The 15,045-nt window shown below is 63.2% G+C and carries 11 protein-coding genes and 1 tRNA gene; 2 read left to right on the top strand and 10 right to left on the bottom strand.

The features are described 5' to 3' along the window. Positions 1 to 13: 13 nt before the first annotated feature. From OCW50_RS00630 to OCW50_RS00620, 3 genes are all read right to left on the bottom strand, one after another. Complete coding sequence (locus OCW50_RS00630) at positions 14 to 2,038, bottom strand: mechanosensitive ion channel family protein (RefSeq protein ID WP_262296078.1); 2,025 nt, start codon at positions 2,036 to 2,038, stop codon at positions 14 to 16. 233 nt (positions 2,039 to 2,271) lie between these two features. Then, a complete protein-coding gene (gene rarD / locus OCW50_RS00625; RefSeq protein WP_262296077.1) occupies positions 2,272 to 3,237 on the bottom strand; it encodes an EamA family transporter RarD in 966 nt (321 codons plus the stop codon). Positions 3,238 to 3,523: 286 nt separating this feature from the next. Further along, entirely contained in the window at positions 3,524 to 3,817 is a 294-nt protein-coding gene (locus OCW50_RS00620) for a hypothetical protein (RefSeq protein ID WP_262272647.1), read from the bottom strand. A gap of 1,163 nt (positions 3,818 to 4,980) precedes the next feature. Between OCW50_RS00620 and OCW50_RS00615 the strand changes: the two genes are divergently transcribed. Further along, positions 4,981 to 5,487, top strand: coding sequence for a Ros/MucR family transcriptional regulator (locus tag OCW50_RS00615; RefSeq protein ID WP_262296076.1), 507 nt, complete (start codon positions 4,981 to 4,983; stop codon positions 5,485 to 5,487). 814 nt (positions 5,488 to 6,301) lie between these two features. Here OCW50_RS00615 and OCW50_RS00610 read toward each other — a convergent pair. Continuing rightward, positions 6,302 to 7,579 (bottom strand): calcium-binding protein, encoded by a 1,278-nt coding sequence (locus OCW50_RS00610; RefSeq protein WP_262296075.1) that lies wholly within the window; start codon positions 7,577 to 7,579, stop codon positions 6,302 to 6,304. Positions 7,580 to 8,281: 702 nt separating this feature from the next. Between OCW50_RS00610 and OCW50_RS00605 the strand changes: the two genes are divergently transcribed. After that, positions 8,282 to 8,692, top strand: coding sequence for a response regulator (locus OCW50_RS00605; RefSeq protein WP_262272650.1), 411 nt, complete (start codon positions 8,282 to 8,284; stop codon positions 8,690 to 8,692). Between the two features lie 791 nt (positions 8,693 to 9,483). Here OCW50_RS00605 and OCW50_RS00600 read toward each other — a convergent pair. From OCW50_RS00600 to OCW50_RS00575, 6 genes are all read right to left on the bottom strand, one after another. Further along, positions 9,484 to 10,206 (bottom strand): Crp/Fnr family transcriptional regulator, encoded by a 723-nt coding sequence (locus OCW50_RS00600; protein WP_262296074.1) that lies wholly within the window; start codon positions 10,204 to 10,206, stop codon positions 9,484 to 9,486. A 72-nt stretch (positions 10,207 to 10,278) separates the two neighbouring features. Next, positions 10,279 to 10,782, bottom strand: coding sequence for a hypothetical protein (locus OCW50_RS00595; RefSeq protein ID WP_262296073.1), 504 nt, complete (start codon positions 10,780 to 10,782; stop codon positions 10,279 to 10,281). A 556-nt stretch (positions 10,783 to 11,338) separates the two neighbouring features. Continuing rightward, positions 11,339 to 11,415: transfer RNA gene (locus tag OCW50_RS00590), tRNA-His, on the bottom strand. A 122-nt stretch (positions 11,416 to 11,537) separates the two neighbouring features. Next, the gene (locus tag OCW50_RS00585) at positions 11,538 to 12,512 is read right to left on the bottom strand and encodes a tripartite tricarboxylate transporter substrate binding protein BugD (RefSeq protein WP_262296072.1); all 975 of its coding nucleotides are present in this window, start codon (positions 12,510 to 12,512) and stop codon (positions 11,538 to 11,540) included. Positions 12,513 to 12,573: 61 nt separating this feature from the next. Continuing rightward, positions 12,574 to 14,076, bottom strand: coding sequence for a tripartite tricarboxylate transporter permease (locus OCW50_RS00580; RefSeq protein ID WP_262272654.1), 1,503 nt, complete (start codon positions 14,074 to 14,076; stop codon positions 12,574 to 12,576). Beyond that, positions 14,076 to 14,744 carry a tripartite tricarboxylate transporter TctB family protein gene (locus OCW50_RS00575; RefSeq protein WP_262296071.1) on the bottom strand — a complete coding sequence of 223 codons (669 nt, stop codon included), beginning with the start codon at positions 14,742 to 14,744 and terminating at the stop codon, positions 14,076 to 14,078. The genes OCW50_RS00580 and OCW50_RS00575 overlap by 1 nt, the downstream gene beginning before the upstream one ends. Between the last annotated feature and the right edge of the window lie 301 nt (positions 14,745 to 15,045).

Genomic DNA, 15,045 nt, shown 5'->3' with positions numbered 1-15,045 from the left:
TCTCGACAGACGCTTACTCCGCAGCACCCGCCGGCTTGACGAGCTGGAGCCCCTCCTGGGCCACGGCCGGTGCCGTCTCCCCGCCCGCCACCTGAACCGTCGGGAAGGCGAACTTGATTCCGTTCTCGTCGAAGGCCTGCTTGATGCGGGCAAAGGCTTTGCGGCGGATCACGAACTGCTCGCCCGGACGCGTCGTCATCTTGCACCGGATCTGGATGGCGAAATCTCCGAATTGCTCGACGCCCTGCATCTTGAGAGGCTCGATGATGTTGTGAGCATATTCGGGATCGGCCGCCATATCCTGGCCGATCTTCTTGATGAGCTTTCGCGCCTTCTCCAGATCCGTGTCGTAGGGGACGTTGATCTGGAACTTGTCGATCACCCAGTCGCGGCTCATGTTCTCGACCGCCCCGAGCACGCCGAACGGCACGGTGTAGACCGGCCCGCGATGATGGCGCAGCTTGACCGAGCGGAGGGAAAAGGATTCGACCGTGCCCTTGTAGCTTCCGCTCTGGATGTACTCCCCGACCCGGAACGCATCGTCGAGAAGGTAGAACACCCCGCTGATCACGTCCTTGACCAGCGTCTGCGCGCCGAACCCGACGGCGACGCCTGCGATCCCGGCGCCTGCGATCAATGGTCCGATTTCCACCCCTAGCGCGGAGAGGACCATCAGCACGGCAACGACGGCGAGGACGGCAAAAATCACGTTGCGAAAGATCGGCAGGAGCGTTCTGAGCCGCGCCTCACGCGAAGCGATCTCGCTGTCCGTGGATGTCTGCGACTGCGCCCGGGCGAGCCGCTTGTCGATCAAGGTCTTCACGACTTGCCAGACGAGATCGGCGACGAGCAGGATGACGATGGCGCTCAGGGCGCCGCGGACGAGGCGGGTCAGCAGCGTATCGCGGCTTGTCATCTCGACCAGGTCGATATGCCAAGCGTCGGCGAGCAGCAGGACGGCGCCGGCGATGAGGAGGGCTCTGATTCCGCGATCCAGATAGACGGCCATCAGTCCCGTATGCGCGGCGGCTTCTCCCTCCACGTGGGGGCGAAGGGCATGGCGGCTGGCCTTCTCGGTCAGGGAGATGGCAAGCGGCAGCACCAGAGCGATGACGGACAGCCAGAAGAATCCCATGAGGCCCGCCACCCACAACCCCCAGACAAGCACGAAATACAGGGACAGCAGGCTGCCTGCGAGCGCGCGCGGCAGCCGCCTCGGCGCGCTCGCCTCCGGGGCCCTGCTGAAGGCCGGCCTAGGGCGGGTCCAGACCACCTCGATGGCGATGACCAGGAGCCCGAGGCCGAGGGCATAGGCCATGACGGCTCGCGCCTCCGGGGTGAAGCCCAGAACCCTGAGCGCATCGACGGTCGCCCATCCGAAGGCGAACCAGCCGACGAACAGGGCAACATGCCGGTGCCAGAACCGCGCCGTCGCCGCATCCATCGGGATCAGCCGGAACTGCTCGGCATGGGCCGGCCCGGCATGATTGGGCGCGAGCAGGAAACGGCTCGCGATCAGAGCCAGCCGCAGGATCACGGCGGCGACGAGAAAGGCGACCACGACCTGGCGGAGGAGCGCAGGCCAGTCGAGGGCCAGGAACGCCCCGATGCTCCCGGCGGCGAAGATCGCCAGGTCGGCGAGATTGAACGCGAAGCGCAGGACGACTGCATGCAGGCGTTCGGAGGTGGTGGTCACCGGGCGGCTCACGATCCGTCCCCGGGACGGACCGGTCACGAGTCGGAAGAGCCGTTCGGCCCCTGCTCCCAGGGCAAGGAACCCGAGAATGAGGATGAGCACCGACAGGGGCCGTCGTCCCTGGAGTTCTTCGAGAAGGCGGCCGGAGGCTCCCCGGAATTCATCCGGCAGCCGCGGCACGGCGGCGGCCAGGGCGGCCAAGCGACCCCGCAGGCCCGTGATCCGCTGCATCATGATCTCGGACGCCGTCGGCCCAGCCGCTGGAGTCTCCACGGCGACGGGAGGCCTCTTCTGCTCATTGATCCAGGTCTGAACGGCGGGATCCTGCAGAAGCTGCAGCAATTGCTGAACCTGGGGTGGAGGAGGAGGGGCCGGTTGAGGCTGCGCCTCGGCTCCGAGCGGCCCCAGGACCAGGAGAACAGCGCCACAGACCATGGCGATCAGCACTCTGCTGCAGGAACACCCACGCATCGCAGGCAAGCACCCTCTTCAGGACCTGCCTTGAAGCGCATCGTGCAGGCCCGGCCACGGTTGGGGATAGCATCGGGCCAAGCCGTCAAAATGTCCATCCGGCCTCACAACGCCTCTGTCCGGGATCGAGGCCCCGTTGCCCCGTCCGGGCTCGCCGGGTTCGGCACGGGCGGCGCCGATCTCAGGGCGCTCATGGTGTAGAGCGCAAGAGCGATCCAGATCAGCCCGAACGCAAGGGCATCGATCCATCCGAACGCCTCGCCATAGGCCAGAACCCCGAGTGCGAGCTGGCCCGAAGGGGCCAGGTACTGCAGCAGGCCGATGGTGGAGAGCTTCAACCGCTGCGCGCCCGCGGCGAACCATATGAGCGGCAAGGCCGTGCTCAGTCCCGTCAGGACGAGCAGCGCGTCCAGAACCAGGTCGCCCCGAAAGGCGGCGGATTCACCGTTCACGGCAACCCGGGCCAGGTAGCCCAGGGCCAGAGGAGTGAGCAGAAGGGACTCGACACAAAAGCCGATGAGCGGCGCGACCGGCACGATCTTTCTGACAAGGCCGTAGCAGCCGAAGCTGAAGGCCAGAGCCAGCGCGACCCACGGCATCTCGCCCGACGAGACCGCAAGGACGAGCACGCCCGAGGCGGCGATCAGGCAGGCGCCGATCTGCGCCGGATTGAGTCTCTCCCGCAGGAAGACAACGCCGAGCACCACGTTCAGGAGCGGGTTGATGAAGTATCCGAGGCTCGTCTGAACGAGATGTCCGGCATTGACGGCCCAGATATAGATGAGCCAGTTGACGGCGATCAGGGCGGCCGAAAGGCTCAGGAGCAGCAACCGGCTGCCGGAGGTCAGCGCCTCGACAAGCTTGCGCCATTGCCGGCCTGCGAGGATGAGGCCAAGGGCAAACAGGCTCGCCCAGACAATACGGTGGGCGAGAATCTGAAGGGCGGGAACAGCCGAGATAAGCTTGAAATGGAGGGGAACGGCCAAGCCCCACATGAAGAATGCGGCCAACGCGTAGAGAACGCCGATCCGCGTCCCGCGCGCTTCGGAAGCCGCCTGTCCTGTATCCATCATAAGCCCCTGGGCATGCCCTTGCTCGGACGACAGGCCGGCTGCCCCGACATCTCCTGCGCGCCACCCTCCTATTTCACATTCTGCAAGGGCGATCACCCCGACTTTGGTGAGACGGCAGGAGCTTTGGAATCAGGAACCATCCGCGCTCCAGGAGTGGAGGAGCCGTCGACCGCCCCGGCAGCCCGAAAGCCGCAGAGGATCCGCGCCGCAACGTCCCGGCTGTTGTCGAGGCCTGAACGTGGCGGATCGATGCGGTGCGAACGGGAGCGGCGGGTGATGCGCGTCAATCGTCCCACAAATCGCGCGGACCCTGTTTGCATCGATATCCCACGAAGCAGATGGGCGTCTCGATGCTTGGAACATAGGCCGCCTGGGCATATTCCGTCACGTCGCAGAAGGTAGCGTCGCGAACGAACCGATCATAGGTCATTCCGCCGGTTCCGAGCACGATGGCGCCTCTCGCGAACACCAATTGGCGGCTGGCCCCGCATGGCATGGTCACCGTTGAAGGGCGTGTCTGGGCCTCAGCGCCGGCCGCCACCAAGGAGATAGCTAAGGCGATTGCGACCTTATCCATTGTCGTCTCCTGTTCCTGAAAGCCCATTCTGCCATAGAAAGGGCCGGAATTCGAGATGATGAGCAGGGCGAAGCCGTGGTCCGATCCAATGGACCCGCTCGCCTTTCAGCCCGTTCCACGCGCCTCATCGACGCTCCGCGATCGCCAGGCCGCAGGATGAGGGGCCCCGGGCCGGCCTTTCGCCTGAGGTAGCCCCTATGATGCGGTTGCGGGTTTGCGCGTTCGGGTAGAGGCTCGTGCGGCTGGGGAGATCATCGACGGAGGGTTCGCCATGACCCACTTGCTGCGACTGAGCACGAGACCGGCAGCATCCTCATTTGTTTCGATCCAGCGGCTGTTCATCGGCTTTCTCGAGACCAGGCGGATGGAAGGCCCGCCATACCGCGCCGCAGGGGCCGACTGGCATTACGACGACTGCGATTGACCGGACCGCCCCCCGCGTCCGGCATCCCCCTGGGCCAGGCCCGATCCCGCAGCCTCTTCGATTGCGGCGATCCGCCCTCGGCTGTTTCGGGCCTGCACTCCATGGAAGGGTCCTGGAAGAAGGACTCCCGAACCTGCGAGTGCCAAAGTCATCGGCAGGGATGGTACAGCCGCCCCGGCTCGAACGAAGGTCCCCAGATCCGCCATCCGAGGTTGCGTGTGATCATGAGGGATTGGGAAGCATCATATCGCAAAGCCCAGGGCAGGCACGAGCCACGGTCAATATCCCTGCCGAAGTCATTCATCGCGAACTCCTTCGCACCCGGGAGACCGGGACATGGGAACAGATTAGGATTGTGATGGACGACGAGCGTTCTCCCATCCGGGTTCGTCTTGTGCTGCGGCGGATTGCCCAGAGCGGAACATCCGGCGCTTCTCCAGCCTGAGACAAAAGTCCGGCCAGCTTGAGCGAGAGGGGCCAACAGACGGATTGGCGAGAGACAGCGGCTCGGACCTGCAAGGGGCGGACCTTGGCCGGCAACCTTGACAGGAAAGGACCTTCTCCTTCCCCCCGAGGCTGGTCTTCCTTTGCCGAAGTGGCTGAGTGCCCGTGTCATCCCTGGCGACAATCATCACTGAGAACATCAAGCCTTTGCTCCCGCATCCGGCAAGAGTGGCTTGACCCGAGGCTGTAATTGGCTAACTGAACGTGCCTGACCTTCCCTGCTACTGGACGTGTTATGGATCAGCCTGAACCGCCGCTGGACCTTGCCAGCATCACCGCCGACATCGTTTCGTCATACGTCGCCAACAACTCGGTTCATCGAGGCGATTTGCCGACCGTGATTGCTTCCGTCCATGCTGCCCTGCAAGGCCTGACGGCTCCAAGACAGGTCGAGCCCGAAAAGCCAGAGCCGCGCGTTTCAATCCGCAAGTCCATCACGCCTGACTTCCTGATCAGCCTTGAGGACGGAAAGAAGTACAAGACGCTCAAGCGCCATCTCAGGACATTGGGGCTGACGGCTGAGGAGTATCGCGCAAAGTGGGGGCTGCCGGCTGATTACCCGATGGTTGCATCGAGCTATGCGGCAAGGCGCTCCGAACTCGCCAGAAGCAGCGGCCTCGGCCAACAGCGGAGGAAGACTGCCGCGAAAGCAGTTGCCGCGACGAAGGAGACCACGACGGCTCCGGCTGAGGATTCGAAGCCCAAGCGTCGCGCATCGTCCAAGAAGAAGACCGGCGAATAAGCGCCGGATAGCCCAGGACGGTCGACCACATCGATCCGGTGCCGGACCCGAGAGCGTGCAGGCCCTCAGCCAGCCAGGCCGATGAGCAAGCGCCACTGATAAAAAAGGAGCGCCTCCCGTCTCAGGGGCGCTCCAAGGTGCGGCCCGCCGCTGCTAACTACGGGGCCGGGATCACCTGCCTATCCGCCCCTGGCTCTCGGCGTCAGTCGGATAGACGACAGATCCAAGAAAATTTGACATTTCGCCTGCTTAATCTGTCCCTCGGGACCGCCCCGCACCCAGTCTCGCTCCTCTAGCGCATCGGACGGACCCAGAGGGCCGCCTCATCCGATGCGCCAATCAAGAGAGGGAGCCTCGGATGGATCCCAAAAGGGCAAGTCCACTTTTGGGTCCGAGGCTCTAGACCGATCCTGAGGAAGCCGCGAAGGAAAGCAACCTGCAATTTCGAAGATCGTTCAGGTTGGAATGCACCTGCTGCTCCTGAAATTTAACCTTGGCCGTTTCAGGATGCCGGCACCGGGCGCGTTGCCTATCAGCCCGATCAAGGCGGGGCTCTACCCCTCGCAAGTGCCCTGGCCGAGGTCCACGACTCCCTCGGCTGGGGCATGTCCTCGTCGGCGAAAATGCCAAGTCGTGAAGGGCCGTGTATGGACCAGGGCCACAAGGCAGGGCGCCTCGGCATCGAACCGAGGCGCATAAGGAAGGACGGGCTCCAAGGGACTGAGATCGAGCCGCTTCATTGCCGAAGGGCTACGAAGCCAGTTCGCGCGGGGCCGAAGCGCGGACGGTCCTGCTCGGGTTATCCAACGTTCCTTTAGAACACGAAGAAGTCCGATGCCTTGACGTTGTTGGGACTTCCAAGGAGCGTTGCAAACTGGACCTGTGCAGCGCCTCCGATGCCATCAGGATCGAAATACAGAGCACCCGTGACATTATCGTAGATGATCCGATCACTGCTATCGGCGGCGGCCGTGCCGACATGGAATGCGTTTCCCCTGAGCGTCCCGGCGGACAATCCCGTGAACACCGCATTGTCCAGCGCAATCGTGTCAAAGAACGATTGGAAGCCGCTGACCTCGTCGACATTCCCAGTACCCAATGCTGTCGTGAAAGCGTAGGTGTCAAAGCCGCTCCCGCCGCGGAGGAAGTCGATGCCGAGGCCGCCATCCAGGCGATCGTTGCCGCTCTCCCCAAACAGGCGATCATCTCCCGTGTCACCGTTCAACCGGTCATTGTCGGAGCCTCCGCGTAACTGGTCATTGCCGGCGCCGCCGCTCAATCGGTCGTTGCCGCGCCCGCCGCTGAGCCAGTCATTGTCATCCAGGCCCCGGAGCGTGTCCCTGCCGTCCTGCCCAAAGAGCGCGTCGGCCAAGCCTGCGCCCGTGAGAACGTCATTGCCGCCAGCGCCGACGAAAATGGCCGCAGCTCCGGTGGACGTGAAAGTATCGTTCGCATTGCTGCCTTCGCGAATGTCAGGATCCGGCAGTGCGTCAAGGCGGAGGGTCAACGAGACCCTCTCCACGTCCACAGGTGTGTTGGTGCCTGCTCCGCTGTCGCCTGGGCCGGTCGGTTGCGTGAAAACGATGTCGGAGATATCGGCGGTGAACTTAAAGCCATTGACCACGAACGAGACAGGAGCGAATGCCGCGGTGAAATCCACGTCGGCATCGCCGGTTGATCCCGGCAACGTCGTGGGAGCAGGCTGGTCGCGTGGGAGGGGAGGAGTGAAGGTAAAGCCTGCCGGGCCGGATTGTACGGTCGGCACCGCCTCAAAGACGAGCGGAGTGGCTACTCCGTCCACGTTGACCGTGACGGTCAGCTTGAGCTCCGCCGGGTCGGCTGGATTGTGCTGGTAGGGCGCAGCGATATAATCCTCACGCAAGGTGGCTGTGCCGAACACCAACGATCTTTCGTCGCCGACAGCGTTGAACGTCAAGCCTTGAGGAGCAAACGCGTTGGTTTCAAAACCTGCATTCAGCAGGCCGCGGACAGCGGTTGTCGTTCCTGGCGGGTTATAGCCTCTTTCGGTCGCTGGATCGTGTTCAAATGCGAATGCGAAGTCACCAGGATCGAAACTCAGGGTCGTTGGCATGGGGTAGCCTCCCTCAATCTTCCGCATGCCTGAGATGGTCACACCTGGGCATGCCAGTGGGTTCATTCGACATCAATGATGCGCGGGCTTGGCCCTATACTGACTACAAACAAGTTGACTCAGGCACAACACGACAAGCTTGGCTTTATTGTCGATCCTCACGGTTCTTATAGAATAAGAATGCCTAGTGTTGTTCACTGTGACTTCAAGAGTGGCGCCAGCATATATGGCAATGTTACTGTGACCTTAATGCCTTAGAGCTACCACGCGAGAGTTGATCGCAAGGAAAACTTGCTTCTCGCAAGTATCGATTCTGCGAGGAAGGTGCGCATTCTAAAGTGCCTTCATAGGACGGTGAACGAGCAGCTTGTCCGTTGGATCGGTCCGCACTTTCTGGGGAGGATGGCTGGCGCTTCCGGTGCAAAAGGCACTCGGGTCAACAGGAGTGCCGTTCGACCATAAAGCCGATAAGCAGCACCGCGATGACCGGCCCGACCCTTGTCATCGTCGAGAGCATCGGACGTGAAAAGTGGCCCCCGCGTCTCCGGCGGGAATGACATCCCGCGGTTGCCGCGGAGCCTGGGCGGAACGGGCGAGATGGTGCGGCGGCGCACACGGCATTGCCCTGGATCATGAGGATTAGGAACAGCAACCCATCTGCTTTGTTGGAGGTTCCATCAACCATTTGCAGATGCCAGCCCGATGTCTGATTCCGAGCCCCGAATGGTGGTCCTGGTGGTCGAGGATGAGACCCTCGTACGCATGTTCATGACCGACTTCCTGGACGAGGCCGGCTTCAAGGTCTTCGAGGCCGTCAATGCCGATGAAGCCTTGACTGTCCTCAAGGCTCGTCCCGACGTTCAGGTCGTCGTCACCGACATTGAGATGCCAGCAGGGTCCATGAACGGCCTCAACTTGGCTCGCGCCATTCAGAAGCGTTGGCCGGGGGTCGGGGTCGTCGTCACGTCTGGTCGAGAGCGCCCGGGTCCAGACGACCTGTCGGAGAAAGTAGCCTTCCTCGCCAAGCCCTACTTGCCGGACACCATCATCAACGTGATCCGGCAATTGGCTACGCCTCAGGTGGTTGAGCCGCAGTCTTCCCAGAGCGCCTGACGTCGCACCGGCTATCAGTGGACGATAGACTCCGGAGGAATTGACGCAAGGACTTCGCCAGATGGGGCTACGATGTCGAGCCGACAAGCCTGATCCCATGACCCATTGAGGTCGCGAGCAGCTTTCCGGATGTCCCGGATGGCATTCTTCAACGGGAATAAATGGCGGGCCCCAACCGTTTACGGAGTTTGTGCTGGTCAAATCACCGGGGCGTTATAACAGTGGTGCGTACAACCGCAGCAATTCGGGGGCGTCTATCAACCTATGAAAACCGCAGCAGAATATAGAAAGCACGCGGAAGAGTGCCGGGTGCTCGCCAAGCAGATGCCCGATGGGGAGCAGAACAAGCAGCTCCTTGAGATGGCTCGAACCTGGGACACCCTGGCGGCAGAGCGGGAAAGGTTGGTTCGAAACCGCTCCGAACTCGACACCGCAGAAGAGTCGAGCAAGGCTCGCATGTCCTCGATCCGCCGGTCTTAGGACAGGCCCATGCCACGCGACGACTTCCAGGCCGGATGTCCGGGAAACCCGATAGCCCTGACCGCAATCATAGTGATTGTGGCCCTTTCGACCCTGTACTCGCTTGTCGTGAGTTGAAAGAAGCCTCACGCGCGGGAAGTCGACACTTCGCACACCATCGAGTAGGCGGTGCAGCCGGCAGCGGGTGATGGGAAGAGGCTATAACCGAGAGGACCAAAACCGGAGCCTGCCATTGGCGACGAGCGCAGCACTGGCCACTCAACGGCCTCGAGTATTCTTAACAAGCGAGAGGTGACTAGACCGCAAGGGGTTCATTCCTCTGGCTCTCCTTGTGCGAGTGGCAGAAGCTGTAGGTACTTCGCCCGAAGAACGGGGTAGCACTCACATGCCGCTTCCTCGACCCGTGAGCGGTCGAGAATGGTAATCTTACCTCGGCTTTGTCGGATCAGCCCATTGTCGTGAAGACCTTTGATGACAACGCTTACAGATGACCGCTGAACGCCGAGCATCTCGGCCAGGTACTCGTGCGTGAGGGGTACGTCGTTGCGGCCTGTCCGATCACCTGAGGCCATAATCCAGCGGCAGCAGCGAGCCTCGATGCTATGAGCGGCATTGCATGCTGTCGATTGTAGAGTGAGCGCCATCAACAACTCGGTGTATCTCAGAAGCATCTGCTGGATGCCTGGACGGGCCGCCGCCGCCTTGCGCATCCTGCCGGCATCCATCCGCAAGGCCGTACCTGGAACTTGGACAAGATACCGTCCAACGGAGTTGAGCGGAATGCCAATAAACAACAGCCCGACCATGCCCTCACGGCCGAACGCAGCCATCTCGACGATCTGGCCGTTGGCCATGTCCCGCACGAGGGATACGATAGCGGTTTGAGGGAAGTAGACGGACTGAAGCACCTCTCCCTGATGGGCAATTTCCATGCCTCGTGGCAGCTCCACCTGCTCAAGGTGCGGCTCCAGGTACTTGAGGTCTCCGGAACTTAAGGTCTCCAGAAGGCGGTTCATGGCATAGGCGACCGTCATCCACCTCTCCTGACATACACAAAGAATGCAGTCTGTGCCCAATAGGTTCGCTGGGGAGTGAAAGTCACGAGATCATGCACCTTCATTGTGAAAACAGCGCAGTTGCTTCGCCGATCCCGGCTTGGGTATGGGCCTGATCGTCTTCGCGTCGTCCCTGCCCCATCGAGCAGCCCCGGTCTTCAGGTCGATTTCCGTGGTGAACCGACGCGGAGCCGCTTCCGGGGCACCACCGCACTTGCCGCCGTGCTTCTCCCGAACTGGGACCGTTGCCACCGTCTTGGTCCCTTCTTGCAGCACGAAGCACGAACAAGCCAACTCCGCTCGCGAAAGAAGGCGGCGTTGAACCATGGTCCGGTGAGCCATTTGCAGGACAGCACCCTCGTCTGACGCATGTGCAGACAACGGGACCGGGCAAACGAGCCAGGCGACCTGGACGAAGCGGCCGAGGACTTCATGGGTCCGCAAGCCCCGATCGTCCGGAGCCTGCATGTCGCGGGCGGCGATCAGGGTCTTGGCCCGACTGCCATCCAGCGAGCGGGCGGGCTGCTTGAGTTTGGCGTCCTCGAGGTCGGACAACTGATTGCGGAGTCGATCGACCTTGGCCTCAGACAGGCTCGGGGGCTGGCCATAGCTGCGGTAGCGGCTGTCCGACGCGGGCCTGTGCCTCGGCGTGCTCAGCCATGAGAGCGTTTTTCGGTGAAGTGGATCCGGTTCACCGTCAAAAAATGCGGCTCGGCAAAGAAGAGAGATGATTCCACGTGAGTGGAAACAGCTCTCGTGTGCTCCCGCGGTGCGGGGATGTGGCGGGCGCCCAGATGAAGCGAAGAACCAGGCCGACGAGTTGCTGCCAGGGAGCCTTGCTGCCATTGGCCCCGCTGTGCCCGTGCTTGGGCGATGGCCGAGCAGTCATAGCAGCCAGCGACCGCAAGCGGGTGGGCCGTAGCCTGGCGGGCCAGCCGGTCCAAGCGGGCAATCTCAAGAACGACAGGCAGGATGCGCTAACCGCTTTTGCGAGCGGCTCATGGGAGCAGGATGCTGTGTATCTTGGCAGGTCTCTCCGGGTCCTGCTTCCCATTCAGCATGTCGGGAAAGCAAGCCTCGAACCTGCGAGGGCCTAAGTCTTCGATTGAAGTGGTACAGCCGCCCCGGCTCGAACGGGGGACCCCCAGATCCACAATCTGGTGCTCTAACCAACTGAGCTACGGCTGCACGTGAGGCAGGGTGTAATCGTCCGGACGGGCAATTTCAAGCCCTGTTCGAGAAGTCAGAGCCCGAAAGGAGGACGGCGGGCCCGAAGGCCCGCCGGGCAGAATGCTCAAGCTTTCGCCGGCTTATTCGGCGGTGGCGCCGGCGGCCTTGAGGACCGGAGTCCAGCGGGCGACCTCGCTCTCGACGAGCTTCTGCAGGCCCTCGGGCGTCCGCTCCGAGGCGGTCGGCAGCACGCCGCCGAGGTCGAGCAGGCGCTTCTTGGTGTTCTCGTCCTCGAGGGACTTGATGAGCGCGTCGCTGAGCTTCTTGACCACGTCCGGCGGGGTACCCTTGGGCGCGAAGACCGCGTTCCAGGCGCTGACCTCATACCCTTCGAGCCCGGCTTCCTTGGTGGTCGGCACGTTCGGCAGCACCGGGGAGCGCTCGGGCGTCGCGATGGCATAGGCCTTGATGTTGTTGCCCTGGATCTGCGGCGCCACGTTGACGATCTGGTCGGTCATGAAATCGACCGTGTTGCCCATGAGGTCGTTCAGGGCCGGACCCGTGCCGCGATAGGCCACCATGGTGGGCTTCACCTTGACCACGGAGTTGAAGAAGATGCCGGTGGAATGGGAGACCGAGCCCACGCCCGCATGGGCCATGTTCACCTTGTCGCCGTTGGTCTTCACATAGTCCAGAAAGCCCTTGAGATCATTGGCCGGGAAGTCCTTCCGGGCCACGATCACGATCGGCGTGCCGGCCGCCACGCCGATGGGCGCGAAGTCCTTGGTCGGATCGTATTTCAGGTTCGGGTAAAGGGCCGGCGCGGCGCCGTGGGTGCCCATGTGGCCCATCATGATGGTGTAGCCGTCCGGCTGGGACTGCGCGGCCCGGGTGATGCCCGTGGTGCCGCCGGCACCCGCCACGTTCTCGATCACGATCTGCTGGCCGAGCGTCCGGCTCATGTGGTCGCTGACGATGCGGGCGATCACGTCGGTCGGGCCGCCGGCCGCGAACGGCACGATCATGGTGATCGGGCGCGTGGGGTAGTTTTGGGCCTGGGCGCCCGTTGCGGCCAAGCCGACGACAGCGGCAAGGGCCAGTACAACCTTCTTCATCAGTTTTCCTCCCTGAATTGGTTACGGCCTTACATGTGGGCAAGGCTCGATCGAAGGCAAGCTACTCCGTGAACACCTCGTCGCGACCCTTGCGGATGGACGGCAGGAGGGCGATCACGAGCAGGATGGCCGCAACGGCGAGCAGGCCGGCGCTGATCGGCCGCTCGATGAAGGTCTCCATCGACCCGCGCGAGATGATGAGCGCGCGGCGCAGGTTCTCCTCCATGAGCTTGCCGAGCACGAAGCCGAGCAGCATGGGGGCCGGTTCGAACCCGAACTTGATCAGCACGTAGCCGACGAACCCGAACAGCCCGATGAACATCACGTCGGTCGGCAGCGAGTTGATCGAGTAGATGCCGATGGCGCAGAACATCAGGATCGCCGGGAACATCAGCCGGTACGGCACCTTCAAGAGCCGCACCCACATGCCCACCAGCGGCAGGTTGATGATGAGCAGCATCAGGTTGCCGACCCACATGGAGGCGATCATGCCCCAGAACAGGGTCGGGTTCTTGGTCATCACCTGAGGGCCCGGGATGATGCCGTGGATGGTCATGGCGCCGACCATCAGGGCCATCACGGCGTTCGGCGGAATGCCAAGGGTCAGGAGCGGAATGAACGAGGTCTGCGCGCCGGCATTGTTGGCGCTCTCCGGCCCCGCCACGCCCTCGATGGCGCCGCGGCCGAAGCGGCGCGGATCCTTGGCGAGCTTCTTCTCCAGCGTATAGGAGGCGAACGGCCCGAGCACCGCGCCGTTGCCCGGCAGGATGCCCAGGATGGCGCCAATGAAGGTACCGCGCAGCACCGGCTTGTAGGATTGCCGGAAGTCGTCCTTGTTCGGCAACAGGCGGCCGATGGCTTGGCGCACCACGTCCCGGTGCTCGGTATGGTCGAGGTTCCGCATGATCTCGGCGATGCCGAAGATGCCCATGGCCAGCACGGCGAAGTCGATGCCGTCGGCCAGGAACGGCAGCCCGAAGGTCATGCGCTCTTCGCCGGTCTCCAGATCGGTGCCGACGGTGGAGAGCAGCACGCCGACCAGGATCATGGCGATCGCCTTCAGGATCGAGCCGCGCGCCAGCACCACCGCGAACACCAGGCCCATGACCATGAGCGAGAAGTACTCGGTCGGGCCGAACACCAGGGCGAGGCCGGTGAGCGGGGCGCCGAGCGCCGCGATGACGAGCGTCGCCACCGTGCCGGCGAAGAACGACCCGATGGCCGCGATGCCGAGCGCCACGCCGGCGCGGCCCTGGCGGGCCATCTGGTGGCCGTCGAGGGCCGTCACGACCGACGTCGCCTCGCCCGGGATGTTGACCAGGATCGCCGTGGTCGAGCCCCCATACTGGGCGCCGTAATAGATGCCCGCCAGCATGATCAGCGCACCGACCGGGTCGAGCCCGAAGGTGATCGGCAGCAGCATGGCGATGGTGGCGATCGGCCCGACGCCGGGCAGCACGCCGATCAGGGTGCCGACGAGGCAGCCGAGAAAGGCGAGCCCGAGGTTCTGGAGCGACAGGGCAACGCCGAAGCCAAGGCTGAGATTGGAGAAGAAATCACCCATCAGATCCTCCCGGAATGGTCGGCCACGTCGATCGGGCCGCGGCGCCGATTGCGGGTTGCGAGGAATACGACGACGGCCGCGACGGCCATGATGGCGGCACAGGCCCGCAGCACCGCCTTCTGCGACCAATCGGCGGGGAAGAGCCCGGTGAGCGCCTGCGGGAAGACCGGGATCGGCAGGTTGAGCAGATCGCCGAACAGCACCATGCAGAAGGGCGTGAGGCTGAGCGCCAGGACGACGAGATCGCGCAGGCGCGCCTCCGGGGTGGCGAAGCCGCCCAGGATGATGGCGAGGGGGCCGGCGACCAGGAGGCCGAGGCCGGGAATGCCGAACGATCCGAAGGAGTAGCCGCGGATGGTGAGCGCGAAGGCCACGATGGCCCCGATCACGAAGACCGGGCCGCGCAGGCTCCAGCGTTCGAGCAGATCGCCGTTCTTGAGGAAGGCGGCGGCGAGCAGCGCCAGGCCCGACAGGCCGACCCCGATGGCGAGCCAGCGCGGCAGCATGGCCGGCCCCATGGCATTGAGCGTGCCCTGATCGAGATCCCGCGTCAGCCACAGCGCCAGGGCGGCCAGCGCAATGAGAAGAAGACCACCGGCCAAGCTTTGCGGAGCCCTCACGGGCCCGCGGTGGCGTGAAGGCTCCGAGCCTTCGTGGAGAACAGACATGGACGACCTCCCGACGGACGCAGCCTGCGTCCAAGGCAATTGAGACCGATATGGCCCGAGGCCGCAGTCTGGATCAAGCTTCCGTTGTCCTGCCGAGGATGCTTCTCAACAAGACCTCCTCGAATGAACAGCCAGGGAGAAAACGTCTATTGAACTATTGGACAGTAGCCTGCCGTTTTCGGGAGATCACTTGATCCCCCGCCTTATCTTGTCTAGATGGACCCTCGTAGCCAGGCCGGGCCCCTCTGGTCGCTCCTTGGGGAGCGGCGATGTCGGACTGGATGAAAACCAGGGCGGCCTG

Origin of the sequence: Microvirga sesbaniae (genome assembly GCF_025460805.1) — a bacterium.
Classification (GTDB): Bacteria; Pseudomonadota; Alphaproteobacteria; order Rhizobiales; family Beijerinckiaceae; genus Microvirga; species Microvirga sesbaniae.
The sequence above is the reverse complement of the archived record's forward strand: the minus strand, read 5'-3'. Positions and strand labels throughout refer to the sequence as shown.